At 41.6% G+C, this 25,144-nt stretch carries 17 protein-coding genes; 12 read left to right on the forward strand and 5 right to left on the reverse strand.

Annotated features, from left to right (window positions below):
• Positions 1–121: 121 nt before the first annotated feature.
• From ACTQ9S_RS03370 to ACTQ9S_RS03405, 8 genes are all read left to right on the forward strand, one after another.
• A complete protein-coding gene (locus ACTQ9S_RS03370; RefSeq protein ID WP_350656030.1) occupies positions 122–484 on the forward strand; it encodes a response regulator in 363 nt (120 codons plus the stop codon).
• A 3-nt stretch (positions 485–487) separates the two neighbouring features.
• On the forward strand, positions 488–1,015 hold the full coding sequence (locus ACTQ9S_RS03375) for a chemotaxis protein CheW (RefSeq protein WP_068037751.1): 528 nt from the start codon (positions 488–490) through the stop codon (positions 1,013–1,015).
• A gap of 249 nt (positions 1,016–1,264) precedes the next feature.
• Positions 1,265–3,373 (forward strand): methyl-accepting chemotaxis protein, encoded by a 2,109-nt coding sequence (locus ACTQ9S_RS03380; RefSeq protein WP_440453758.1) that lies wholly within the window; start codon positions 1,265–1,267, stop codon positions 3,371–3,373.
• Between the two features lie 120 nt (positions 3,374–3,493).
• On the forward strand, positions 3,494–4,552 hold the full coding sequence (locus ACTQ9S_RS03385; protein WP_440453760.1) for a CheR family methyltransferase: 1,059 nt from the start codon (positions 3,494–3,496) through the stop codon (positions 4,550–4,552).
• An 18-nt stretch (positions 4,553–4,570) separates the two neighbouring features.
• On the forward strand, positions 4,571–11,560 hold the full coding sequence (locus ACTQ9S_RS03390; protein WP_440453762.1) for an Hpt domain-containing protein: 6,990 nt from the start codon (positions 4,571–4,573) through the stop codon (positions 11,558–11,560).
• Positions 11,550–12,569 carry a chemotaxis protein CheB gene (locus ACTQ9S_RS03395; RefSeq protein ID WP_440453764.1) on the forward strand — a complete coding sequence of 340 codons (1,020 nt, stop codon included), beginning with the start codon at positions 11,550–11,552 and terminating at the stop codon, positions 12,567–12,569. The genes ACTQ9S_RS03390 and ACTQ9S_RS03395 overlap by 11 nt, the downstream gene beginning before the upstream one ends.
• Positions 12,566–13,111, forward strand: coding sequence for a hypothetical protein (locus ACTQ9S_RS03400; RefSeq protein ID WP_351119003.1), 546 nt, complete (start codon positions 12,566–12,568; stop codon positions 13,109–13,111). The genes ACTQ9S_RS03395 and ACTQ9S_RS03400 overlap by 4 nt, the downstream gene beginning before the upstream one ends.
• A 187-nt stretch (positions 13,112–13,298) precedes the next feature.
• Positions 13,299–13,826 carry a cytochrome b gene (locus ACTQ9S_RS03405; RefSeq protein ID WP_068037742.1) on the forward strand — a complete coding sequence of 176 codons (528 nt, stop codon included), beginning with the start codon at positions 13,299–13,301 and terminating at the stop codon, positions 13,824–13,826.
• Positions 13,827–13,944: 118 nt separating this feature from the next.
• Here the strand turns inward: ACTQ9S_RS03405 and minE are convergent, their stop codons facing one another.
• The 5 genes from minE to ACTQ9S_RS03430 form a co-directional block, all read right to left on the reverse strand.
• On the reverse strand, positions 13,945–14,235 hold the full coding sequence (minE, locus tag ACTQ9S_RS03410; protein ID WP_068037739.1) for a cell division topological specificity factor MinE: 291 nt from the start codon (positions 14,233–14,235) through the stop codon (positions 13,945–13,947).
• A 2-nt stretch (positions 14,236–14,237) separates the two neighbouring features.
• Entirely contained in the window at positions 14,238–15,050 is an 813-nt protein-coding gene (gene minD / locus ACTQ9S_RS03415) for a septum site-determining protein MinD (RefSeq protein WP_068037737.1), read from the reverse strand.
• A 442-nt stretch (positions 15,051–15,492) separates the two neighbouring features.
• A complete protein-coding gene (gene minC, locus ACTQ9S_RS03420) occupies positions 15,493–16,317 on the reverse strand; it encodes a septum site-determining protein MinC (RefSeq protein ID WP_350656038.1) in 825 nt (274 codons plus the stop codon).
• A 217-nt stretch (positions 16,318–16,534) separates the two neighbouring features.
• Complete coding sequence (locus ACTQ9S_RS03425; protein WP_227514067.1) at positions 16,535–17,626, reverse strand: hypothetical protein; 1,092 nt, start codon at positions 17,624–17,626, stop codon at positions 16,535–16,537.
• Positions 17,627–17,806: 180 nt separating this feature from the next.
• Entirely contained in the window at positions 17,807–18,769 is a 963-nt protein-coding gene (locus tag ACTQ9S_RS03430) for an acyltransferase (RefSeq protein WP_440453766.1), read from the reverse strand.
• Between the two features lie 730 nt (positions 18,770–19,499).
• Here ACTQ9S_RS03430 and ACTQ9S_RS03435 point away from each other — a divergent pair.
• From ACTQ9S_RS03435 to ACTQ9S_RS03450, 4 genes are all read left to right on the forward strand, one after another.
• Positions 19,500–20,156, forward strand: coding sequence for an OmpA family protein (locus ACTQ9S_RS03435; RefSeq protein WP_068037728.1), 657 nt, complete (start codon positions 19,500–19,502; stop codon positions 20,154–20,156).
• Positions 20,157–20,574: 418 nt separating this feature from the next.
• Complete coding sequence (locus tag ACTQ9S_RS03440) at positions 20,575–22,029, forward strand: imelysin family protein (RefSeq protein WP_350656041.1); 1,455 nt, start codon at positions 20,575–20,577, stop codon at positions 22,027–22,029.
• 272 nt (positions 22,030–22,301) lie between these two features.
• A complete protein-coding gene (locus ACTQ9S_RS03445) occupies positions 22,302–23,924 on the forward strand; it encodes a di-heme oxidoreductase family protein (protein WP_440453768.1) in 1,623 nt (540 codons plus the stop codon).
• A 71-nt stretch (positions 23,925–23,995) separates the two neighbouring features.
• Complete coding sequence (locus tag ACTQ9S_RS03450) at positions 23,996–25,144, forward strand: imelysin family protein (RefSeq protein ID WP_440453770.1); 1,149 nt, start codon at positions 23,996–23,998, stop codon at positions 25,142–25,144.

A 25,144-nucleotide genomic window follows, 5' to 3' on the forward strand; every position in this document is an offset into this window, starting at 1 on the left:
TTAGTAAGTATTGACAGCTTGATTAGATGATTTTTGAAAAAGCGAAATATATCACTTGCTACACTATTTAGTTGGTTCCAACTTGTCCTGACGGATGACCTTGACAATAAAAGGAATAACCATGACAACTGTGTTGGTCATAGATGATTCGCCATCTGAAATGGCAAAGTTTCGCGACATACTGACGAAAAATAACTTTCAAATATTAGAAGCGACTAATGGCGAAAAAGGCTGTTTAATGGCTGCTGAACACTTGCCAGATGTGGTGTTGATGGATGTAGTCATGCCTGAAATGAATGGTTTTCAAGCGACTCGTAAAATCACACGCGGTAAGACAACTTCTCATATTCCTGTCGTAATTATAAGTACTAAGAATCAAGAAACTGATCGAGTTTGGGGTAAGCGTCAAGGTGCTAAAGAATATTTAACCAAGCCGGTTGATGAAGCTGAACTTGTACGCGTTATCCGTACAGTAACGGAGTAAATTGTGGCTTCTAAAGGATTTATCGAGCTTTTGCGCTTAGCTGATCTAGCCCGTGCACGCAGCAGTGGTCGTCAAGGTGGTCAAGTATATGACTGGCGTGGCATAGTTTTTGAGATTGGTGGACAGCGTCTGGTCGCTCCAATGGGCGAAGTATCTGAAGTGCTGGCTATGCCAGAATATACCAGTATGCCATTGGTACAACCTTGGATGCTAGGCATTGCTAACGTCCGAGGACGTCTACTGCCAATAACGGACTTGGCGCAATTCTTGCAAATCCCTAGTCAGCAGCAAAAGAGTCAACGTAAAGTGATAGTTATCGATCACAGCTCAGTCTTTTCGGGTTTATTAGTCGATAGAGTCATTGGTATCGAACAGTTTACTCGTAGTCAGTATCGTGCTGAGGCTATCGATAGTAGCTCACCGTTTGCTCCTTACAACCATGGTAAATTCTTTAAAGACAGTCAAGATTGGTATGTTTTTATGCCAAGCATGCTGGCACGAGACCTAGACTATATTGATGCTGCAATATAAATAAATATTGTAGATAGCAATAATCACTTGATATTTGCTACTAAATTTATAGAGCTTAACAAGAGCCAAATAAGGTAATAACGACTGACATACCAAGATGATATGTCAGCATTGAGAAGGATTTTATTAATAGAAACCTTATTAATAAAAGTTTTGCCAATGACTAATAGAGAGCTGTCATTAGCTGATGATCATTAACAACGTCAGACATGATACGACTTAGACGACTGTTTGAAAGGAATGAGCACAATGAGTGATGTTACAAAAAGCCCTGCAACTGGTGCCAATCAAAAAGTACCAGCTATCAAAAATTCTAATAGCATATGGAAGGTTTTATTAGGGGTTTTTACCTTAGTGAGTGTGGCCTGCTTGGTTTTGCTAATCAATACGCTATCAACAGTAAGTAACTACTTAAGTGACATCAACCAATTAGAAGTCAGTGCAGCTAATATTGTGCAAAACGTCAATGATGCAACTTTTTCGCGCGACTCTGATGTGAGCGCTAGTGCTTATGATTCTTTACAAAACGACGTTCAACGTTATCAAGCGGCATTGACCTCAGCACAACAAAATGCCACTGATAACAAGTCTGTCTTTGGTGACCTTGAGACCGAATGGCGAGCTAATAAAGAAAAGGTCGACTATGTACTAAGTCACCGTAATGATGTAAATGCACTACAAGACTTAAAAGACAATGTCGCTACAGCTACCAAGCAGATGCAAGATGACTATAGCCAAGTTATAGAGCAAGCAGTCGCAGCCAATATACCTGTTGCTGCCATCAGTGATATGCAGACTCAAACCTTACGTGCTGAGCGTTTGTATACTGAGATGGATAAACTGACTCGTAGTATTGACGGTACGCCAGCGGAATTTTCGGAGCAAGCAGAGGTATTTGCCCAAACATTAAATGCGCAACAGCAAAGCTATGGTGGTTTATTGCCAGCATTGCAAAACATATCTGATACTTTCAATAGTGCAGTTGCTCCTGTGGCAGCAGAGCTTGCAGCGTTGAATAGCCCAGCTATTGAGTCGCGTGAAAATGCCCGTGCATTAGGAGAGCTTGCGACCAATACTCAGGCACGATTGGCAGGTATCGATCGTGATATTTTGACACGTACCGGTGTAATGTGGCCTGCTATTATATTTCTGTTAGGTCTGCTTGGCGTAATATACACACTATCGCAACTGTTAAAACAGCATGGTGGTACAGAGCGAATATTAATCGAAAAAGAAACGCTTCGCCGTCGTCAAGAAGCAGAAACTGAATCTGAGCGTGCGCGTCAGATCCAAGAAGAAAACGAACGTAACCAGATGGCTATTCTACGCCTACTTGATGAGCTAGGTGACTTAGCTGAAGGTGATCTAACTGTTAATGCCACAGTATCTGAAGATTTCACTGGTGCTATCGCGGATTCAGTAAACTTCGCAATTGACCAATTGCGCCAGTTGGTATTAGTGATTAACAGTACAGCTGAACGAGTTTCTCAGTCTTCTGGACAGACTCAGATGAATGCGGTTGAACTTGCTGAAGCTTCTGAGCATCAAGCACAAGAGATTGCTAGTGTATCTGCTGCGATTAATGAGATGGCAATATCAATTGATCAAGTATCGACGAATGCGACGGAGTCTGCATCAGTTGCCCAGCGCTCAGTTGCTATTGCTTATAACGGCGCAGACGTAGTACAGCGTTCAATCGAAGGTATGAACGTTATTCGTGATCAGATTCAAGAAACCTCAAAACGTATCAAACGTCTGGGTGAATCTTCGCAAGAGATTGGCGATATTGTAAGTCTAATTAACGATATTGCTGACCAGACCAACGTCTTGGCATTGAACGCGGCTATCCAGGCTTCAATGGCTGGTGATGCTGGTCGTGGTTTTGCGGTTGTTGCTGATGAAGTTCAGCGTCTAGCTGAGCGTTCAGCTAATGCAACCAAGCAGATTGAAACTCTGGTTAAGACCATTCAGGCGGATACTAGTGAAGCAGTCATGTCGATGGAAACGACAACTTCGGAAGTTGTGCGCGGAGCACGCCTAGCAAAAGATGCTGGCGAAGCACTAGAAGAAGTGCAAAGCGTCTCTAATACTTTGGCTGATCTAATCCAAAACATCTCAAACGCAGCGCAGCAACAGGCAGAATCTGCTGGTCATATTTCTAATGCAATGAATATTATTCAAGATATTACCTCGCAAACCTCGTCAGGAACGATGGCAACTGCACGTTCAGTTGGTGAGTTGAGTGAAATGGCCGCTGCTCTACAAGAGTCAGTAACGGGCTTTAAGATATCGAATGATGACAAACAAGTCCATGATTACGAAGAAGATTTTCAAGATCACACTTCTGCAATGGCGTAGATAAAGCCAAATAGCGCTTAACTCATCTAACGCTGGCACTGCTCTTTAGCACTGTATTATATTGATGGCTTAATAAACTATGCTGATCTGTAAAACATCAAGCAAAAGACTGTGCCAACCATGATGAAAAATATATTCATAAAACGTAAAGTTAATAGTTTAGAGCTCAATAATTTTCAAAGCAGCGATTCAAAGGATAGAGAGCCGACTGTTTTTCGCTTAAAAGATAAGCCAGTTGCAGTACGTCAATGGCAGCGCTATATCGAACAAGCGATTGGTTTTGTATTACCGAAAGAGCAGTCTCAATGGTTGCTGAATGCAGTTGAGCATACGGCAGCAGAGAATATGTTGTCATTAGCACAGCTTTGGGATGCTGTACAGATAGACAAAAGATTAAAACAGCAGTTGATTGATACGGTACTTATTCCTGAAAGTCGATTTTTTCGTCATGAACCTTCAATAGCGTTTGTGACAGCGTTGGCACATCAGTACTGTATTCAGCCACTACAGAGCATTATTCAAGGTCATTCTAACAATAGTGTCGATAGTAGTAGTGCTGAGCCATTTCGTATATGGAGTGTCGGCTGTGCTACAGGACAAGAAGTATGGTCGTTAGCTATGAGCTTAGCTGCTAAAAACATATCAAACCATAAAATATTAGGATCAGATGTCAGTCAGAAAGCATTAAACAAAGCACGTAAAGGTCAATATGACCAGCGGCAACAGCAGCTCATTCCGTCAGCGTATCAGCATTTTATGCAACCGCTAGCAATAACTGCCCAAGATGGTACGCAGGCTATACGCCAAAGCCAAGCGTCCCTAACAGACCAAGCATTACCTGTATCGCCTAAATTAATCCTTGATAAATTGCTAACTAGCAAAACCTCAGCATATTGGCGAGTGATGCCAGAATTGCATGAACAAGTCAGCTTTGTCTGGCACAATATTTTCACCCCAAGCCTAGCAACCTCACATCTGCAGCAAGTCATTTTGTGTCAAAACGTGTTGATATATTTTCGACAGTTTGATCAGCGTGATATTTTGACGCGATTGTCTGCACAGTGTGCGCTAGGTGGCCATATCGTATTGGCTCCAGGAGAGGCGCTGTTTTGGCGACCTTCAAATATGCGCCGCATTGCCCATTCACAGGTTAATGCGTGGCAAAAAATCAGTGCATAAACGAGTTAGGATAATCCTATGAAAAATCAGCCAAATGAAATGGTGACGCTAGAATGGCTTCTCCCACTTTTTGATCAGCAGTTATCAGAAGTGTCTGAGGACTGGCAGTTAGATACTTATCCTGACTTTGAACGTATAGGACAGCATTATCACGAGCTTAGCGGCGAATTGACGATGGCTAATCTTCCTCAGCTGGCTACTTTATCGGCAAGACTTAACCTATTCGTATCTAGTATAAGTAGTGGCACGCTATTAAATGTTCAACAGCATCGAATAGGGCAGTTTGCTCACCAGCTATTGCGATATGAGCTGGCTCAATACGTTCAGACAGGTAGCTATAGAAGTGCTCTTATTGATAGAACTGTTGATAAACTTACTCAGATGTTGCCGCAAACACATGTGCCAGCAGAAGATAGCGTGACTTTGAAAAGCACATCGGCTACTAATAAACACAGCGCTCATCCTCAAACCATCAACGTGGCTATTCCTAAGGTTTCAACATCAAGTGCTTCTTTCTTATCTCCTTTGTTATCTGAGCAATACAAGCAATTGTTATTGGCATGGCGTCAGCAAGTTCAACAATTATTAACTTTCAATAACAATGATTCAGCTATCTTACTAAGTTTGAAAAAAGTCAGTCATTACTTGTGGCAAGCTGCCAGCCTAAAGCATACAAACAATGCCGAGGCTCAGCAGCGTTTGTGGTTTTTGGCGGAGCTTTGGTTAAGCAACCTTGCGGATAACTCATTACCACTACCTGCAACTTATGCACAGCTATTATCACAGTTAGATGAGGTATTGGATGGACGTTATCAGGAAGCTATCCTGATGACAGCTAATATAAATGCTAATAAAGATACCAGTAATGATGTTATCGAAGGCTTAATAGCTGATATTTATATACAAATCAGTGGCCTTGAACATATTGATAAGCAAACACATAGCACCTTAAGTCATTTATCACAATCTACTGAGTCTACATTACGTTTTTTACCGCGCATATTGGCTGAGCTTGAGTCCATAATTTCTAGGCTTGATAATCCACAGACAGTTATTATTCCATTACAGCAACTCCAAAGACAACTTGAGTGCCGAGGCTGGTCTCGATACGAGTCACAAGTGAATCAAGTTTTGAGTGATATCAAAGATAATATGATGTCAGCGTCAGTATTTGCAGAGATACAGTCGCAGATTGAACGTCAACTTCAAGAGTTATACAGTGCCATCTATAATACTGAACAGTCTATCCATACTAAAATTGGCGATGCAGCTTCTTTCGTAACGATAACCACTTCTTCTGATAGTACGGTTATGGGCGCAGATGCTATACATTCTGTCACCTTTACTGATGATAATTTGCGCCAGCTGCGTATTGCAGTCGAAGACGTAAAGTACAATTTCAATGACTATGTGCATCAGCAGCAAACTTACCTGTTACCAACATCAGCCGCTTTTGCTGAGATCGGCAGTGCTTTTGAAGAAATGGGTCTTTCTTCAATGCGCGAAGTTAGTGACAAACTTGGCGAGCTATTCGCTAAGTTAGAAACTCATAAAATAAAAAGTATCGGCTGGAATCTCACTCAAGCTTTAGCAGAGAGTGTGACGGCTATCGAGCTGTTGTTAGATTACTTAGCGCAGCAAGTATTTGATCGATCTTTATTGCAGCAGGCTAATGAATACGTAGAGCAAGCACAAAAATTATTGGATGACTTAATAGCAGCGCCCGAGGCGATCACGCAGACTTATAACCCTAGCGAGCTAATTTCGTCTGATGTCGTCCGCTATGATGACAGCGGTGAAATTGTGCCTGCTGATAACGTCCTAAATAAAAGTGTACTAACAGATGATACTGTTGCTCAAATAGACACTACGTATGTAACGGATACAATGAGCTTAGACAGTAAAGAGTTGCAAGCTGCCCGTACACAAGTGAAACCTGATAACTTTGAGATGGATGAAGAGATTCGCGACATTTTCATCGAAGAAGCAAGAGAAGTACTGGCTGATTTGGAAGATTTCTTACCTATCTGGCAACAAGATGTACAAGATTTATCACCATTAACTGAAGTGCGCCGAGGTTTTCATACGTTGAAAGGATCGGGACGTATGGTTGGCGCTTTTAGTGTGAGTGAAATGGCATGGGCAATTGAAAATCTGCTAAACCGAGTCTTAGACAAAACCTTACCAGTGACTACAGATATGGTTACATTGGTAACCCAGACTACCACACGCTTATCAGTGTTAGTTACAGATTTTACAGCACTACAAGAGCCCAGTATGGATCCTGCCATTACTATTTTACAAACGAGTAATTTACTAGCAGGACAGCCTTTATCTTATGGTATGGATATATCTACAGAACCAGACTCGTCAGCATTGACTCATTTAAAAGAAGCACCGCTCGAATCAACTGGTGAGCAAAATACGGCAAATATCTATATTGATTCGGCAACTGATTTTAGTTCTGAATCTCATGCAACTGCAGCAAGCAACTCTACGCAAGTCGCCAATTTAAATATTCCTGCAGTCCTTGAGCCTTTTATACAACAAGCACAACAGTTACCTATCGACTCTCAAGATAGTGATCCGGATATCGAAGAGATCTTTATTGAAGAAGCAGAAGAGGTGTTAGCTGAGATTACACCAATATACGAGCAATGGCGTAATGCAACTTCTGACTTAACTGAGTTGAAAGAAGTGCATCGAGGTTTTCATACCTTAAAAGGCTCAGGACGCATGGTTGGTGCGTACTATACTGGTGAGCTTGCATGGTCTATCGAAGACATGCTTAATCGTATTTTAGACCATACTATTTCAGTGTCTGCAGATATTGTACAGCTTATAGCTGATGTTCTAGCTAGCTATCCGGACTTGGTTAAGACGTTCGCTAATAATAATGAGAGCCATAACGAGGATTATCCAACGATAGTGCCGTTATGGGTAGCATGTGCCAATGCTTATAGTAAGCAGCATGGTGATAAATTTAGCTATGATAGCTTACGTAAAGGATGGTTAGACGCAGATAGCCAAGCTAGTGCCTGCGTAATCAACGGTGATTCCAGTAATAGCAGCGATGACATGGGTAACGATGACAATGATGGCATGTTAGAGACCATTCATTCTATTAATGAGATGATGGCAGATGCACCAGTAATTACAACGCCGCAGAGTGCTGAAGAACAAGCCTTCAATAAGATATTTGTTGAAGAGGCTCAGTCACTATTACAAGATATCAATAATTTTGTCAAAGCTCATAGTGATGCTGAGCATATAGAAGTCACTGATGAGATTGTACGCGCTTTCCATACTTTAAGAGCGGCTTCAGGTTCTAGTGCGCTTGCTGCTATTAGTGATATTAGTGCCACAATAGAACATAGCTTAGAGCAGCTACAAAACCATGATACGCCAATGAATGCTCAGCACTTGCAAGCATTGGGTCAATCAGTAACATTAATCGAAGGGTATCTGAATGCTTATCAGCAAAGTTTGCAGAAAAATCTGTCTGATGAGAGTCCGCGCAATAAAGAAGATTTAGCTTCTTTGCAAGCTATGTTAAGCGAGTCTGATGTGACACGCACACTAACAAACAATAAACTGAGTATTTCGCAGCTGTTAGAGACAGACGTTGATGCACTTTTAAATGCTGAGTGGGAGCTAGGTGAGGCGTTAAATAATGGAAATATTGAGCAGGTTCAGGATTACGTTCAGCAGCAACTCAAGCAAATTAAACAGCTAGCAAGTAAGACTGGAGACTCTCCCAAATTCACCTCATTACTAGCAGCTTTAAGTTCAGTGTACAGCTATCTTGATGGTAATCTTGAAGCGACTCACGATAAAAAAGTGCAGACAGCATTGTGTGCAGGTCATCGCCAGCTAGTAGGCTTGTTTGATGCGTTGGCAGGTAGCATGTCATTAAAAGTTGATCAGCAAATACTCAGCGATTTATATGCAATTGATACAATAGACGTTGAAGAACATTCTAATGCTTTAAATGATGTGGTTGCTCCCAACGAGATAGTTCTTGAAGATAGCGATGAGCCAACGGCGACTGTACAAAGCATACAAGCAGATACGTTACAGCTTGAAGCAATCGATACCGATGTTGAGCTACTAGAAATATTCCTAGAAGAAGCGCAAGAGCTAGATAGCGCCATCGCGCAGTCTTTTAGTAAGTGGCGCGCTGATAGTGCCAATACCGCAGCCTTAAAAGTATTACAACGCCACCTGCATACTATCAAAGGTGGCGCGCGGATGGCAGGTATTCGTAGTATCGGTGACCTAACACACGAAGCAGAAAGCATTTATGAAGCTTTTGTCGAACAACGGTTACACCCAACTGCCCAATGGCTGACTATTATGCAAATGGTACAAGATACCTTGTCCTTGCAGATTGATTACGTCGTGCGCTATCAAGAGGCATTTCACGCTGATGAGCTCATTAAACAGCTGCAACAGTTTGAGCGTAGTGAACAGCTACCGACAGCGATTACTCTAGTCTTGCCAGCACTTCAGAACCATGAAAATGATCATTTAGATAAGATAGAAAGCAGTCAAAAAGATGTCGAACAAGCTTCTGATATTCCTAGTCTTGATAGTATTATTGCAAACTCATGGACAGAAGGTTTGCCTGATCCTGATATTTTAGAAGTGTTTTTAGAAGAAGCGGACGAAATTGTTGCCAGTAGTAATAAATATTTACAGCTATTTCTAAGTAACGTCAGTGACGTGGCTGCACTGCAAGCATTACAGCGAGATTTACATACCATTAAAGGCGGCGCACGTATGGTGGCGGCGAATGGTATTGCTGATCTAGCGCATGAGATGGAGACAGTATACGAAGAGCTGGCTATTCTTCGAAGACCAGCGACCAAAATGATTTCACAGTTGCTGACAGATTGTCATGACTGGCTGGCTGATGCCGTTTTTATCCTCAAGCAACAGGTTAACCCATCGACACCTGCAGCATTGATTTTGTCCCTACAGCAGTTTAGTAAGAATCCTGATGATTTAAAGCATATTCCTAGTGTATCGTTGCAAGCTCAGCGCAGTATGATTTTGGCTGCAAAAATGCTGCAACAGTCAGGGCATGTAGTCGAAAATCTGCATGAGATGCCATCTATGGCAGGTAGTTTTGCAGAGCAAGAGCAAAGCACCAGCAATAACGAGATGATTCGTATTTCAGGCGGCTTGATCGAACATATGATTAACCTATCAGGTGAATCAGCGATTAACCGTGCTCGTATTGATATGGGTATGAGTAGTTTAACTAACAGTATTGAGGAGATGGGAACTACTGTCCAGCGCTTAGCCGATCAGTTACGTCGGATGGAGATTGAGCTTGAAGCACAAATCTTATCGCAGATTGATGATGATGAGTTGATTAATAATGAAGACTTTGACCCGCTAGAAATGGATCAATATTCATCGTTAAATCAGTTGTCCAAATCGCTGACAGAGTCAGCATCTGACTTAATCGAAATTAATAACACTTTATTAGAGAAGACGCGTGATAGCGAAGGTCTATTGCTACAATTATCACGTACCCAGACTGAATTACAAGACGGGTTAATGAACTCGCGTATGGTGCCATTTACACGGGTGACACCACGTCTTGAGCGTATCGTGCGCCAGACTGCTAACGAACTTAATAAGTCGGTAGAGCTAACGATTATCAATGCTGATGACGAAATGGATAGAACCATTCTAGAGCGTATTACCTCACCTCTAGAGCATATGCTACGTAATGCGGTCGATCATGGTATTGAAAATACTCAAACTCGTCTAACAGCAGGTAAAGATCGTAGCGGTCATATTACTTTAGAGGTATTACGAGAGGGTAGTGAAGTTGTCATTAATCTCACTGACGATGGTCGCGGCATCAATGTTGACGCAGTAAAAGATAAAGCGATCGCTCAGGGTTTGATTGATCCAAATGATAATAGTCTGACCGACCTAGACATCATTCAATATATTTTCAACGCCGGTCTTACAACTACCCAGCAAGTCACTCAGATCTCAGGACGTGGGGTAGGAATGGATGTGGTTATTAGCGAGATTCGTCAGTTGGGTGGTATGGTCTCGGTAACGTCTGAAGCAGGTAAAGGATCGCGCTTTACCATACGTTTACCATTGACAGTTGCTGTCTCTGATGCCTTGGTAGTACGTGCAGCAGATCGCTATTATGCAATACCTCTAGTACAAATCGAGCGCGTCATACGTGTTAATCCAGAAAAGCTTTATGATTATTATGAATCTGGTACTGCCACTTTACATATTGAAGATGAGGATTATCGGGTTCGTTATTTAAACGAAATCTTATCTGGCAGTAAGCTTAATGAATTAATGATCAGTACCAACACCAGCTTGCCGCTTATTGTTATTAAGAACCGTGCTGGTCAGAAACTGGCTCTGCAAGTTGATCAAATTGCAGGGTCTCGTATTGAGGTTGTGGTAAAACCACTTGGTCGCCAATTATCGCATTTGGCAGGTATCTCGGCGGCTACCATCATGGGTGATGGGTCAGTTATGCTAATCTTAGACCTTATTGCACTGATGCGTAACGCTCCAGCGCAAAATGCGACTCAAGCATCGAAACCTGAACGTGGTGGAATAGAGTCACAAATCACAGTACTCGTGGTTGATGACTCAGTAACTGTGCGCAAAGTCACGTCGCGCTTACTCGAACGTCAAGGTATCAACGTCGCTGTTGCTAAAGATGGGGTTGATGCCATCGATATCTTACAGGAGACTATACCTGATCTCATCTTATTAGATATCGAGATGCCGCGGATGGATGGTTTCGAAGTTGCAACGCAAGTAAGGTTTGATAAGCGTCTGCGAGATATACCGATTATCATGATCACCTCGCGTACGGGTGAAAAACATCGCGAACGGGCATTAGAGATTGGCGTAAATGATTACATGGGTAAGCCATTCCAAGAAACTGAACTATTAGACAGAATGCAGCTATTACTTGGTCAAAAGATAAGCTTGAGTCATGATGGATAAGACCCATTCATCTATCCTCAGTGATAAAGAAGATCTAGATATTAAAGTATTGGTGATTGCGGAGAGTCAACATCAGCGTTTGGCTTTCAACGATACTGTCCGCAGCTTGGGCTTTACTTTAATTGATTGTTTATCGCGGCAACAGTTACAAGATAAGCCCAAACTATACAGTGCTCAGGTTGATATTTGGTTGATTGATAGCGACTATGATAACAATATAGCCAGCGTTATTACTGCATCCAAATCCAGTGCGGTACTGGTAGGGTTTAGCCCAGCACCCTACCTAAACGAGATGCAACATTATGCAAAATGGCAGCGCAAGCTGAAGCGTAAATTAGCCAAACTACTTAACAAGCCGTCGTTGTTAGATAGTCCGGTGATTGACACCAATCCTCCGCCTTGGCGTTATGTAGTGTTCTTAGGAGCTTCTATGGGCGGCCCTAATGCGGTTAAGACGTTTTTAGATAACCTACCACCTTCGCTACCCATCTGCATTTTGCTAGCTCATCATTTTAATCATAAAATGATAGAGACTTTGCCTAGGATATTAAGTCGTCATAACGATTGGCGTTGCCAAGTAATTACGACTACTCAGCGTCTGCGGACAGGACACTGTTTAATTGCACCAGTTGATCGGCAGATTGTATGTGACTCAGATGGTCGAGTCATATTGACAGAGCAAACATGGGCAGGAGAGTATAAGCCTGCTATTGGTCAGCTGCTCCAAAACACTAGTGACGTTTACGGTAGTGATCTTGTGAGCATTATATTTTCTGGCATGGGCAATGACGGCACACAGTACTTGGATTTAATTCAAGATAACAACAGTCAGCTATGGGCACAGAATCCAAGCACAAGTACTTGTCCTAGCCAGCCGCAAGCCATTATCGACTCAGGTCATTGCCAATTCATAGGTAGTCCTGAACTATTAGCTCAAAAACTTACCGATTATATTGGTGAGATGACAGCGACTATTACTTCACCTTCATTTACTGTGAGCGACGTATGAACCCAATTATAAAACATTCATTTGAAGCTGTTAGTCTATTAACAACTGATAATGGAATGCTTGAGGTAACTATCATTCCTGCTGAAAACCAGCCAGACTGGATTATCCCAAGTAGTTTAATTTTAAGTATTGATGACTATAATGAGCTTGTATGGGCGTATCCATGGGAACAGCAAGAAATGGCAGTATTTCATTTGTTATCGCATGATAAGCCTATTGATAAAACTATCGTACTAGAGGGTAATACCACTGTTCATCGTTTTGCTCTACAGACAGCAGGTGATTTACGTCAGATGAAAGTCAGTATCTCAGATGTTAAAGATGCTAATTTACCTGAGCATTACGCACAGATTGCTATGAGCAATAGTAAGGATAATAGTAGTGTTGCTGATAGTATAGGAGAGGGAAAAACAATAGACACGCCATTTAAAGAAAATATCATTACATCTTATATGTTCCAAACAGTTACTATCAATGATGTGGCTTACTTGATACCAGATTTGGACAAAATTGCTCATCAACTAACCAATTTGGATGGTTAATTGAGATTTCCTATACAACCGATGTGCTTAACCACCTATTCAAGCATTGCAGATAATGTCATCATTTTATTGGAAACGTTAACATGCTTTACGAGAATGGTTGTTAAAAGTACGTTTTAAAGGTATTGTTTGAGCTATTTCTTAAAGTGATTTTAATAGGGCAGTAGTGTCCTGTATGGAATAATCTATGAGTAATATCAATTCGAATGTGCAAAAGTGGTCAGTCAGTAGCCGCTTGTTTCATTGGATTAGTGCGATTTTGTTGCTAGTGACATGGATAATGATGTTGCTATATAGGAATTTTGATAGCAGTCTATATATCGGACTGCACAAGGCCCTTGGGGTTAGCTTGCTTTTTTGGATGATTGCACGAGTTATCAACCGTATATTTACTAAAGCACCGCCACCGGTACCAATGCCAAAATGGCAGTTGTTGATGTCACAGGTGTCACACTTTGTACTCTATGGACTGTTAATTGCGATGCCTTTTGTAGGCTTAATGATGTCTGTTTATGGTGGTCGACCTGTCGATATTTTCGGGCTGTTTGAAATCCCAGTATTTGTTACGCCAGATCGTAGTGCCGCACGCTTCTATAATGATTTACATACCGAGATCATCTGGCCTATGATTATCGCGTTTACTCTAATCCATATTGGCGCTGCTCTATACCATCAGTTTGTGAAAAAGGACAATCTGATTTCACGTATGAAATAGTGACTTATATTGAAATCGCCAATTACTTTTAAACAAAAAGCCCCCAGTATGTTACTGAGGGCTTCTCGTTTAAGTCTGCATTGCATGAGGGGCTACAGCTTATATTGATCTGTCCAATTTACTTCTTGTGTTCGGGTAAACTAATATTCATCTCGAGAACATCAAGAGTATCCTCAGAGCGATGATTAATATTAACGTCGTCAATTTGTACGCCGTTAACATACTTGTTAACCACTTCTAATATCTCACGCTTCATCTTTTCGATACGATCAGCAGTCAGTCGATTATTTAGTCGATTTTCACTAGCAACAATGACTTTAAGACGTTCGGTGGCCATATTGGCACTACCGGCGTTACTTTGATCGTCAGTACCAAACAGACTACTCCAAAATCCTTTTTTCTTACTCATTATTAACCCCCAAACCAGCGCTGTAATAGACTCTTCTTCTTCACGTCAATATGACGTAGCGGACGTTCTTCCCCTAAGAAACGGGCAACGATATCGTCATAGCATTGACCAGCGACCGAATCAGTATAATGAATTACCGGTTCACCGTGGTTCGATGCCTCAAGCACTGAGTGGCTTTCAGGGATAACACCAAGTAATGGCACTTTTAAAATATCGTTAGAGATGGTATCAATATCCATCATCTCATTAGCTGCTGCACGCTCAGCATTATAGCGAGTAATAATTAGGTGCTCACGTATAGAACCTTGGTTATCTTCTACCTTTTTGGTACGGCTTTGTAATATACCAATGATACGATCAGAGTCACGTACTGATGAAATTTCAGGGTTAGTAACAATGATAGCTTCATCAGCATGATACATCGCTAGCTGTGCACCACGCTCAATACCAGCCGGAGAGTCACAAATGATATAGTCAAACTGCTTAGATAGCTCAGACATAACTTCAGCCACGCCTTCGTCTGTCAACGCATCTTTATCACGGGTCTGACTAGCAGGTAAAATATACAAATTCTCTAGCTGTTTGTCTTTGACTAACGCTTGCGATAGACGAGCGTTACCGTTAATTACGTCAACGAAGTCATATACGATGCGGTTTTCACAGCCCATAATCAAGTCTAGATTACGTAAGCCCACATCAAAATCGATAACAACCGTTTTATAGCCACGTAACGCTAAACCAGCGGCAAAAGAGGCACTAGTCGTAGTTTTGCCTACGCCGCCTTTACCTGAAGTGATTACAACAATCTTCGCCACAATGGCACACTCCTATAATTAAATGGGATATTCGATAGATAAAAATCGTTTAATAAACGTACATATAATACTTAATATTAGTGCTCGCAGCACAAGGTAAGATATGACTAAGCCTTTATAAGTAACTGCTTGTAAATAAAATAACCAACTGTAATACGACTACTATCTGCGAGCGTAAGCCTAGCATAAATCAACAAAAATTTATAGTACGTCCAGAAGAAACGCTAAAAATCTATTCAGATAAATACTATTTTATATAATTATTTACTAATCTTGTAGATAGTGGCTGACTCACAGATTTATAGTAGGATAGTTTTGTTAAATTACCTTTCCCGAATATTAACGTATTATATTCAACAGTTTTTTTCTAATATTTAGAGCAGTAATCAACACTATTATTTATATTAGTCGCATCAACACTATCATAGTAGACAATCACTCGTTAGATATTCTCCATCACAGTAAATACCAGCCCTTCACCTTCTACAAAGCGTACTTGTACCGGCTTGTCGATAGTATTCTCAGGTAAATTATCACGCAGACAATAAGTGCCAGCCACAGATACTAATGATGGATTGAATACCTGACAAAATATACGAGCATCTTTGTCTCCAGTTGCCCCTGCGACTAGGCGACCTTGTGCACGGCCATAAACATGAAGGCTGTTATCGGTAATGGCTTCAGCCCCACTATTGACACTATTGGTCAATATTAAATCACCACCAACATGATTAATGGTTTGTCCTGAACGTAGCAACTGGTCATAAATCATACTGGTAATATGGTCACTACTTAATAGAGTTTCTGCAGGTACATCTATGATACTAGTGTCCGTCTGCGCTGCAGTATCGTCAGTGCTATTGTTCTTTTCAGCTTGAGCTTCTGCTGCTTCAGAGGTGGTTTGACTTAACTGAGTAACGGATTTTTTACTAGATACAATGCGCTCTATACGCTTGCCATCTGCTGGAAATATTGCCATTCTTTGCGCACGTGCTTGCTTATCAAGTAGGCCAGTTACTACACCGATAGGCTGTAGCCCCCATGACCATAGAAGCTCGATTAGAGCGGTTAAATCTTGCTCAATGCTACTGTCGATAAGGACGGGGATGTGACTGGTCTTATTGCTTAGCATACCCGCCAGATGAGCTTCAATAGCCGTTAGGTCGTCGGTACTCAGTTGCAAGCGTGAGAACGTCAGCATCTTTCCATAAAAGGTTATCGCAGGTTGGGATGTCATGTCTTGCTGGCCTGTATCCGAAATCGTCATAATGCAAATCCTTAAAAGATACTAATGTCGCTGCGATCACGGCGCAGTTATTATTATGGGTAGATCGTCAAAATATTCATTATCAATGAGCAGTGTACTAAGGGATGCTAGTGCTTAACAAGCCCCTAAGGACATAAAAATTGACATAAGAGCTGACATAAAATATAGCCAAACGTCTGTTAAGAGTAGCATGCACCTTCTATGCGCTTTATACGCCCTAAAAGTTAAGCATGTCCTGATGTTTCCACTGCTGTATTTTTATTTGCGCTTCAAATTCGTTCAAACTATCATTGATAATACTGGCAAGTAATGCTTCAAGAGCCGAATTGTTGACGTCAATACTTGCAATGCTATGAGCAATGGTTACCATCAATGCATCGATGCGCTCAGCATCTAGTAGTCGCTCGTTGAGAGAGTACACGACATTTTCGCCGATGTTATGCCCAATATGTTGTAATTGTGACTCAATTAAGCTACCTGCAATTGGAATCAGACGTAGGTAACGACGTAGCTCAGGAGTATTGGCAAGTCCATCTTGAATGGCGTTGCCAACTTCGTTCGCTATAAGCTTGCCGCCATCTGATTGACCTGCAAGCTTTTGGAGCTGTGGCACGAGCTCTTGACGTAATAATGATAACAACATGGCTTCAATCTGCTCACGATTACGATCTAGAGTCGATTTAATCAGCGATGTATGTACTTCAGAATCAGTAAGCTGCTGCCGAAAGTTATAAATAGTTGTTAAGATGACGCGGTCAGATAGCTCTTCTAATATGAGATCAATATAAAACTTAATGCGGTTAATCCAAGGCTGCGGTAATACTTGATAGCCAAGTTGATGCAAACGTCGACCGATGACTACTGCCCGAAACAAACGTAATGCCCGCAGTTGTGGAAAACAACCAAGCACCTCATACCAATGTACAAACGGAAAGAAAAACCAGCGATAATAAACCTTTTGTTTGATAGCAATTGCCCAGCGCAAAAGCAGTTCAATAATCAAAAATATGGTAAAAAATCCACCCACAGTACGCAACGGATCATGCAGACTGGTCTGATACCAGCTAAGACCATCACTGATTGCTAACCATCCTGCCACATTGCTACTAAAGTTACTCATCAAAATTGCGTCTATACTAATAAATAGCAAATCAATACTGATAGCAATTAGCATCACGATATCGTAGGTCAGCTTAAGACGATTCGGCTGTGGACGTATAGGGTGCTGCGGTTCTAATGAGGAATTTTTTAGCTGATTGGGCAGCGGCTTCGTATCTGTAGCAGGATTGGCAGTAGTAGAGGCGGACACAGTCGTACCTTATTATCAATAAGTGGTTAGGTTGGAGCGACGATATTCGGTGCTTATAAATTCATGAGTCATTGTAAGCAATTTACGTTATTAGTAGTTCACAATGACTCATGTTAATAGTTAATTAGCAGATCGTTATCAATAAAAGCTAATAAGATATAGGATTCGTTCAATCAAGTATTAAACGCTCTGAGATTCAAGCTTCGTGTCAAACTCGGCTAGCATCTCATCGATGAGTTTGTCTTTCTGTTGCCATGCTTCTCCAATCCAATCAAACATCTCCGCCTTAACTGATTCATCTTCTTCATAACCACCATTTCGAATAGCCGTAAATAATGTATCAGACATCTCAATATAACGTACATCGACGCCCAAACGTTTGATATTACCTTTCCATAAATCGCCATAGGTTGGTATACCGTCAGGGTAAACGATGGTCATGTCTAAGATGCCATCGATATCTTCACCTAAAGCATTAATAGCAAGTGCTAGACCGCCTGCACGTGGCTTAAGTAGATGAGTATAGGGCGATTGCTGCTTAGCCTGTTTGGCCTTGGTAAAGCGCGTACCCTCTAGATAGTTAAGTAGGGTAAAGGGTTTGTTTTTTAATAGGGAACAAGCACGTTTAGCCTCTTCGATATCCTTACCTTGCAGAGCTGGATTTTTTGCAACTGCTTCTTTTGAGTGCCGGCGCATCATCGGAAAGTCTAAAAAGTAAAATGCTTGTCCAATCACAGGAATATAGATCAGCTCAAACTTGGTAAAAAACCGCGTTAATGGTAAGCGTTTTTCACTCACATATTGTACGATACTGGTGTCAACCCATGATTGATGATTGCTAATCAGCAAGTATTTACCATCTGGATGCACGTCATCAGGTAGGTTAATCCGCCAATCTTTATTTGGTAAAATATTATCAATCAAGGCGTTATTACTATTAATCCAATAATTGGTAACTTTAATTACGCTATCATCAGCAATTTTCAAGCCAGTAATTGCCTTGGCGGTACCCATGAACCATATCGGTATACCAGCGGCAATACTATTGCCAGTAATAACGCCTGTAGCCGTTGCGAGAGAGATGGCTTTGCCCAGTCTAGGTGCCCGCTCATGCAGTTTTTGAATGGTAGAAGTGAGTCGCATGATAAGTCCTTTTCTATTTATCATTTTATTTTAATAATTGCTAATGTGTTCTATCAACCTAAGAGCTGGTGTGATGGTCATGTTCCAACTCCTTAAACTAAATATTAGTGGTTCATATATTAATGGCTCATAAAAATGCAGCAACGAATGTAGCAACGTAAGTCACAAAAATTTATATGAGATAATAAATCTATAATACTAAGCTTGCACGATTTTAGCAGAAAGCATTACCAGTGTACGAGTGTTAACGTGACTCATGGTAGCAAATGCTATAAATACTTCTCAAAGCCATTATTCAAAAAACTATTGTCTAAAATCGAGCTTTAGTTGGATGTTTAATACGCATCATAGACGAAAAAATATACAATATTAATGAGTTTCAAAAAAATTTCCGTGTAGTTAAGTTCATAGCTATGATAATAGCGGCAAGGTTTCATTCACTTTCTATACATAGATGTGACAAAATATTACACACAGTGAAGTCAAGATTGGGATAATGATGACGAGTGTGAACAACACCTAATAAGCTGTTTAATGTTTGGTATCTTGTGAAGGTATATTACTGTCATATATAATTGCTTCTGATTCTTCTAAAAAGCGTTATAATCATTAACTGTAAAAAACTTTTTAACATGTAGCATATTAATCATATTAATGGCATGATTTTAGACGGAAAAACTCTAGAATATAAAAGAGTACAATTAATAAATTTAACTTAAGAGGAAATATTATGCGTAATAAATTAATGATCGCAGCAGTAGCATCAGGTCTAGCACTTAGCGGTTGTACTACTGATCCAAACACTGGGCAACAACGCTTGAACAAAACTGCTATTGGCACGTTAGCTGGCGCAGCTGGTGGTGCAGTTATCTCTAAAGCAACTGGTGGCGATAAGACTGGTCGTGATGCGGCTATTGGCGCAGCTTTAGGTGCTGGTGTTGGTTATTATATGGAGCGTCAAGCTAAGCAGCTTGAGCAACAAATGGCTGGTACGGGCGTAACGGTTGAGCAAAACCCAACAACTGGTAATATTGACCTAGTTATGCCAGGTAGCATTACTTTCTCGTTTGATGATGCAACATTAAGCTCATCTTTCAAGCCAACGCTTGATAAACTTGCATCAACGATGAATCAGTATAATAAGACGACAGTAAATATTGCAGGTCATACTGACAGCAGAGGTGCAGATGCTTATAACATGCGTCTATCCCGTGACCGCGCTTACTCAGTTGCTAACTATCTGACTGCTCGCGGTGTTGCTTCTAACCGTATCAACGTTGTTGCTTATGGCGAATCACGTCCAGTAGCTGATAACAACACTGATTATGGTCGTCAGCAAAACCGCCGTGTTGAGCTAACTATCAATTCACCACAGAGCGTAAACTAAGAACTAGATTACTACTTAGTCTATGTTTTAAGAATATTACGATAAAAAAGCCAGCCCTACGCTGGCTTTTTTATTGGCTAAATTTAGAGTAAAAATTAAGAGCTAGTAATCGAAAAGATTCATATGACAAAGGTTAGATTAAGTAACTCAGAAAGTGCTATGAAGAATTCTATTTTACGGCAAATAAACATCGCTAAAAAGGTGATATTAATCTAAATTAAATATTGATAATGATTATCAATAACTTTATAATCCATCAGTGTTTTCTATTATTGCAATATGGAACATCTTATCATCTACGACTAAGAATGATGGTCTGACGTAAGTTGTCTTTGCTGTAATATGGTCAAAATGCTTGATGCTAATTAATCAAAATTGATGACTTCTTTTTCTTTTGCGATATCTTTTGAGGATGTGTATGACGATTACCACAGTGACGAGCCGTAAGATTTTACCAACTACTTTAGCTGCTGCACTTGCAGGGTTATTAATGGTGTCGGGTTGTACTAAGCAAACCAATGAAGACGCAGAGACTGGTACGCAAACAGAAGTACAGAGCACAGAATCGAGTAGTAATGTAAAACTATCAGCTGCAGAGCAAGCTCACATTGATAGGTTAATTAGCAGCTATGCAAACATGGCTCATGCTGCCTACAAAGATTCGCTAGATACAGCTAAAATGTTGCAAACTGCGGTAGAAACGTATGTGGCAACACCTACGCAAGCCAACCTTGATGCTGCAAAAGCGGCCTATAAAGCCGCACGTCAGCCATATTCGCAAACTGAGATTTTCCGTTTTGATGAAGGTTTTGTGTCTGCAAATGATAAGCGTGCAATTGGTAGTACAGATAGCTGGGAAGGGCAGGTCAATGCATGGCCCCTTGATGAGGCGCTGATTGATTATGTCAGTGACAGTTACGAGGGCGAGTACAACAGCCAAGATAATATCATCAATAGCGACAGCATTACGGTCGGTAGTCTAAAGCAAGATACCAGTACGATTACTCCCAAGTTATTAGCAGAAATGAATGAGATTGGTGGTAGTGAAGCCAATGTGACCACTGGCTATCATGCGATTGAGTTTATGTTATGGGGGCAAGATACTAATGGTGTAAGCGCAGGAGCAGGTAATCGTCCAGTAACGGATTATGTCACTGAGGCAGGGCAGTGTACCAGCGGCGATACGGTAAACAAAGATGCTGGTATTTGCGAGCGTCGTGGTGAGTTTCTAAAAGCCGCTACTCAGTTATTGATCGATGATTTAGCCGCGATGGAAGCCGAATGGCAGCCTGATAGCGAAAACACTTTACGTAGCGATCTGATAGCGCGCAAAAACGACAACGGTCTGCGTCAGATAATGTACCAAATGGGTAGTTTAGCATTAGGAGAGTTGGCCTCTGAGCGTATACAGGTAGCCTTTGTCACTGGCTCTACCGAAGATGAGCACGAGTGTTTTAGTGACTTGACACATCTTAGCTATGCTAACAATGCACGCGGTATTCAAAATGTATTCAATGGTAGCTACCAAACGGTTGCTGGTAAGAACGTTGGAGGCTACGGCATCAAGCAGTACCTCGTCGATAATGGTCATACAGATGCGGCTGATAAGCTGGCTGTTGACTTTAAAAAAGTAGAAGATGCTTTCAATGTCATCGTTGAAAAAGGCGAAAAAGAAGGTATTAAGGTTGACCAAATGATTGCTACAGCGGGTCAAGTTAGCAGCCAAGGTATCTCGGCTGAAGAACAAAATGTCCGCCGTAGTTGGATTGAAAATAGCATTACTAGCTTACAAGAGCTGACTGCTGGTATCGAAAACGCTGCAAAAGCCGTCGGTATTGATAATCTAGATGCGGACGCAGGTTCTCAGTTCTAAGCTGGTTTCTGTTTAGGTAGAACCATTTAATGCTATCAATAATGTCTGATAAGTCACTACAAGCTGATGAGAGATATATTTGTAGAAGTCTAAGTTATATATAATACATGCGTTGTTAGCGACAGTTAGCAACGTATTTTTACGTTTAATAAAATAGGCCAATGCGCCAAGTTATAGCGTCGATATATTTTTATACCGCTATATTGATAAGAAATAAATACTGTTATAGCCAGCCATTTTAATGGTTCTAATTTAGAACTAAGGCAACTCCTATGAGCTCCATTCATACCAAATCCTCTGCTTTCCCTTTCATTTCTTCAAGCTTGCAAGGTACATCGTTTAAAATTGCATTAACCATTATGGGTGCAATGGCTATCAGTGCTTGTCAACCAACAGACAATGTAGCTGATAATGGAAAGCCCCAAGCTTTAGCGCCTGAACGTGCGCAAACCATTGAGGCGCTCGCTGGCGTACCAATGCAGCAGCTGGCCACATTTGATCCACAAGAGATTAAGCAAGGGGGCGACACTGGTATTAGTATTACCAGTAGCGAGAGTTACTCTAAGCCTTCCTCAAACGTATCTGCCTCACGTAAAGGCAACTTCTTTATCGGTAATGCCTTCTTTCGCCAGCCGTGGGTGGTCGCCCCTGCGAGTACCGATAGCCGTGATGGTCTAGGAGCATTGTTTAACGTCGCTGCTTGTCAATCCTGTCATATAAAAGATGGCCGTGGTCACGCTCCTATGAGTAGCGATGATGATGCCGACAGCTTGCTGATTCGCCTTGCGATGCCAGCGACAACGGATGAGCAGCGGAAGCAATTGCAGAACTCGCTTATCGAAAAAGTCGTGCATCCTATGTATGGTGGTCAGCTGCAAGATCGCGGTATTCAAGGCGTACCTGCCGAAGCAAGAATTGCGGTACAGTGGACAGATAAGCCAGTCACCTTTGCCGATGGTCATGTCGAAACATTGCGCGCGCCAACTTTTAACTTAACCAAACCTGGTTATGGTGCATTTGATGATGAGCTGATGGTATCACCGCGAGTGGCTTTACCCATGATTGGGCTTGGTTTACTTGAACAAATTCCAGATGAAGATATTAAGAAACAAGCAGATAGCGATGACAAAAATAATGACGATATTAGCGGTAAATTTAACTGGGTAATGGATCCGCAAACAGGAAAAACGGCCTTAGGTCGTTTTGGCTGGAAAGCAGGTCAAACCAAGCTTATTACCCAAAACCAAAGTGCTTTTAATGAAGACATGGGTTTGACCTCAAATATCCGTCCTCATGAATCCTGTATGCCGACGCAAACGGCTTGCTTGAGCGCTACTACCGGCGCTGATGAGCAAGGTAATGACAAGCCACCTGTCGAAGTCAACGATGATGTGACTAAGTTTGTCGAATTTTATACGCGTAATTTAGCGGTACCGCATCGCCGCAATGCCGACGATAAACTGGTACTGGCGGGCAAAAAACGTTTTTATGATATGGGCTGTCAAAGTTGCCACACGCCAAGATATCAGTTGCCAAAAACCGATGACGACCATCTTGAGCAGCATGGGCAAGTGATTTATCCTTATACGGATTTACTATTGCATGACATGGGTGATGACCTTGCTGATCGGACGATTGCGGGAAAATTGCCACCGAAAGACGCGCAAGTTGAGTTTTTAGCCAACTCTTATGAATGGCGCACGCCGGCATTGTGGGGTATTGGTCTTGCACAAACTGTTGATTCGCAAGCGACATTTTTACATGATGGTCGTGCGCGTACGTTGATGGAGGCGGTATTGTGGCATGGCGGAGAAGCTGAAACACAGAAACAAAAAGTATTAAAGTTAGACAAACAAGGGCGTACTGAATTGAATGCGTTCTTAAAATCATTATAAAAGCGATGCTATCTTAGCAAGTGACCAGTCAAAATACTAAAATAATTACTCATATAAATACCGAGAAACTTATGAAAATAAACCATGCTTTAGCAATGGCGCTCTCTGCCTTAAGCGCTGGATTACTTATCAGCTGCGTCAAACCTGCTGACGAGAATAAAGCGTCAGAGGTTGATAGCCAAAAGGTTGCGCAAAATGACGCAACTACTAATGCGGCAGATAGTAGTAGCGTAAGTGCAGATAAAATTATCGCCATAGATATTAGCGCAGATACTGAAAAAACCTATCTGACCCATGTGGCTGATGATATTGTTATCCCAGCTTATGCAGATGCTGTTAAGCAGAGCAATCTATTGCATGACTTGGCACAAAAGCATTGCAAGCAAGCACCAATAAGTGGTGATGAGCTACAAGCGCTGCGCGATCAGTGGCTCGTGTTAGCACAAGCATGGGCGAATGCCGAAATGATCAATTTCGGCCCTGCAACTGCCAGTATGAGCAATTTATATATTAATTATTATCCTGACGAGCGCGGACTGGTACATGGTGGCGTTGCAGATCTTATCGCTGCCAATCCCACACTAACTGCTGAGCAGTTGGCTAATGAAAGCGCCATTGTGCAAGGGGTACCAGGATTAGAAGAAGCGTTATATGCTAATGACAGCTTGGATGCTGGGCAATGTGCTTATGTGATAAGCGCAAGTAGCGCCTTAAGTACACGCCTAAAAAATATCGAAGACAACTGGCAGCAGAATGCCACTGAACTATTAGCGATTGATAAAACAGCAGATAGCGATCGAGGTTTGAACCAATGGTTTAATTCTCTACTATCGTTGGTTGAGACCATGAAGTCTAATGCCATAGACCAGCCTTTGGGTCTAACGGGTAAGGCCAAAGGTCACCTGCCGGCCGCTACAGCCGGGCAAAGCCGCGCTATCATCAATGCTAAATTGGCTACACTAAATCAAGCGCTGACCGATCCAATTTTAACCGCTATCCTTGGCAGTAATAACGAAAACGAAGTGGCTGATAGTTTATCAACCGCACTTGCTGATGCCACCACGCTGTTGGCACAAATGCCAGAAGATTTAGCGACTGCGGATAAAGCCACACAGCAAGAATTGCATGAGCATCTGACTACTATTACTCGTGTTATTAAGCGCCAATTGATTCCAACCCTTGGTCTTCGTGTGGGCTTTAATAGCACTGATGGCGATTAA

It is taken from the genome of Psychrobacter sp. ASPA161_9 (assembly GCF_051970275.1).
Taxonomy (GTDB): Bacteria; Pseudomonadota; Gammaproteobacteria; order Pseudomonadales; family Moraxellaceae; genus Psychrobacter.

Bases quoted from the DNA above. Each gene is read 5' to 3' on its own strand.
- ACTQ9S_RS03385 (WP_440453760.1), top strand. From the start codon at position 3,494: ATGATGAAAAATATATTCATAAAACGTAAAGTTAATAGTTTAGAGCTC.
- ACTQ9S_RS03400 (WP_351119003.1), top strand. From the start codon at position 12,566: ATGAACCCAATTATAAAACATTCATTTGAAGCTGTTAGTCTATTAACA.
- ACTQ9S_RS03445 (WP_440453768.1), top strand. From the start codon at position 22,302: ATGAGCTCCATTCATACCAAATCCTCTGCTTTCCCTTTCATTTCTTCA.
- minE (WP_068037739.1), bottom strand. From the start codon at position 14,235: ATGAGTAAGAAAAAAGGATTTTGGAGTAGTCTGTTTGGTACTGACGAT.
- ACTQ9S_RS03370 (WP_350656030.1), top strand. From the start codon at position 122: ATGACAACTGTGTTGGTCATAGATGATTCGCCATCTGAAATGGCAAAG.
- ACTQ9S_RS03395 (WP_440453764.1), top strand. From the start codon at position 11,550: ATGATGGATAAGACCCATTCATCTATCCTCAGTGATAAAGAAGATCTA.
- ACTQ9S_RS03405 (WP_068037742.1), top strand. From the start codon at position 13,299: ATGAGTAATATCAATTCGAATGTGCAAAAGTGGTCAGTCAGTAGCCGC.
- ACTQ9S_RS03430 (WP_440453766.1), bottom strand. From the start codon at position 18,769: ATGCGACTCACTTCTACCATTCAAAAACTGCATGAGCGGGCACCTAGA.
- ACTQ9S_RS03380 (WP_440453758.1), top strand. From the start codon at position 1,265: ATGAGTGATGTTACAAAAAGCCCTGCAACTGGTGCCAATCAAAAAGTA.
- minC (WP_350656038.1), bottom strand. From the start codon at position 16,317: ATGACGATTTCGGATACAGGCCAGCAAGACATGACATCCCAACCTGCG.
- ACTQ9S_RS03390 (WP_440453762.1), top strand. From the start codon at position 4,571: ATGAAAAATCAGCCAAATGAAATGGTGACGCTAGAATGGCTTCTCCCA.
- ACTQ9S_RS03440 (WP_350656041.1), top strand. From the start codon at position 20,575: ATGACGATTACCACAGTGACGAGCCGTAAGATTTTACCAACTACTTTA.
- ACTQ9S_RS03435 (WP_068037728.1), top strand. From the start codon at position 19,500: ATGCGTAATAAATTAATGATCGCAGCAGTAGCATCAGGTCTAGCACTT.
- ACTQ9S_RS03450 (WP_440453770.1), top strand. From the start codon at position 23,996: ATGAAAATAAACCATGCTTTAGCAATGGCGCTCTCTGCCTTAAGCGCT.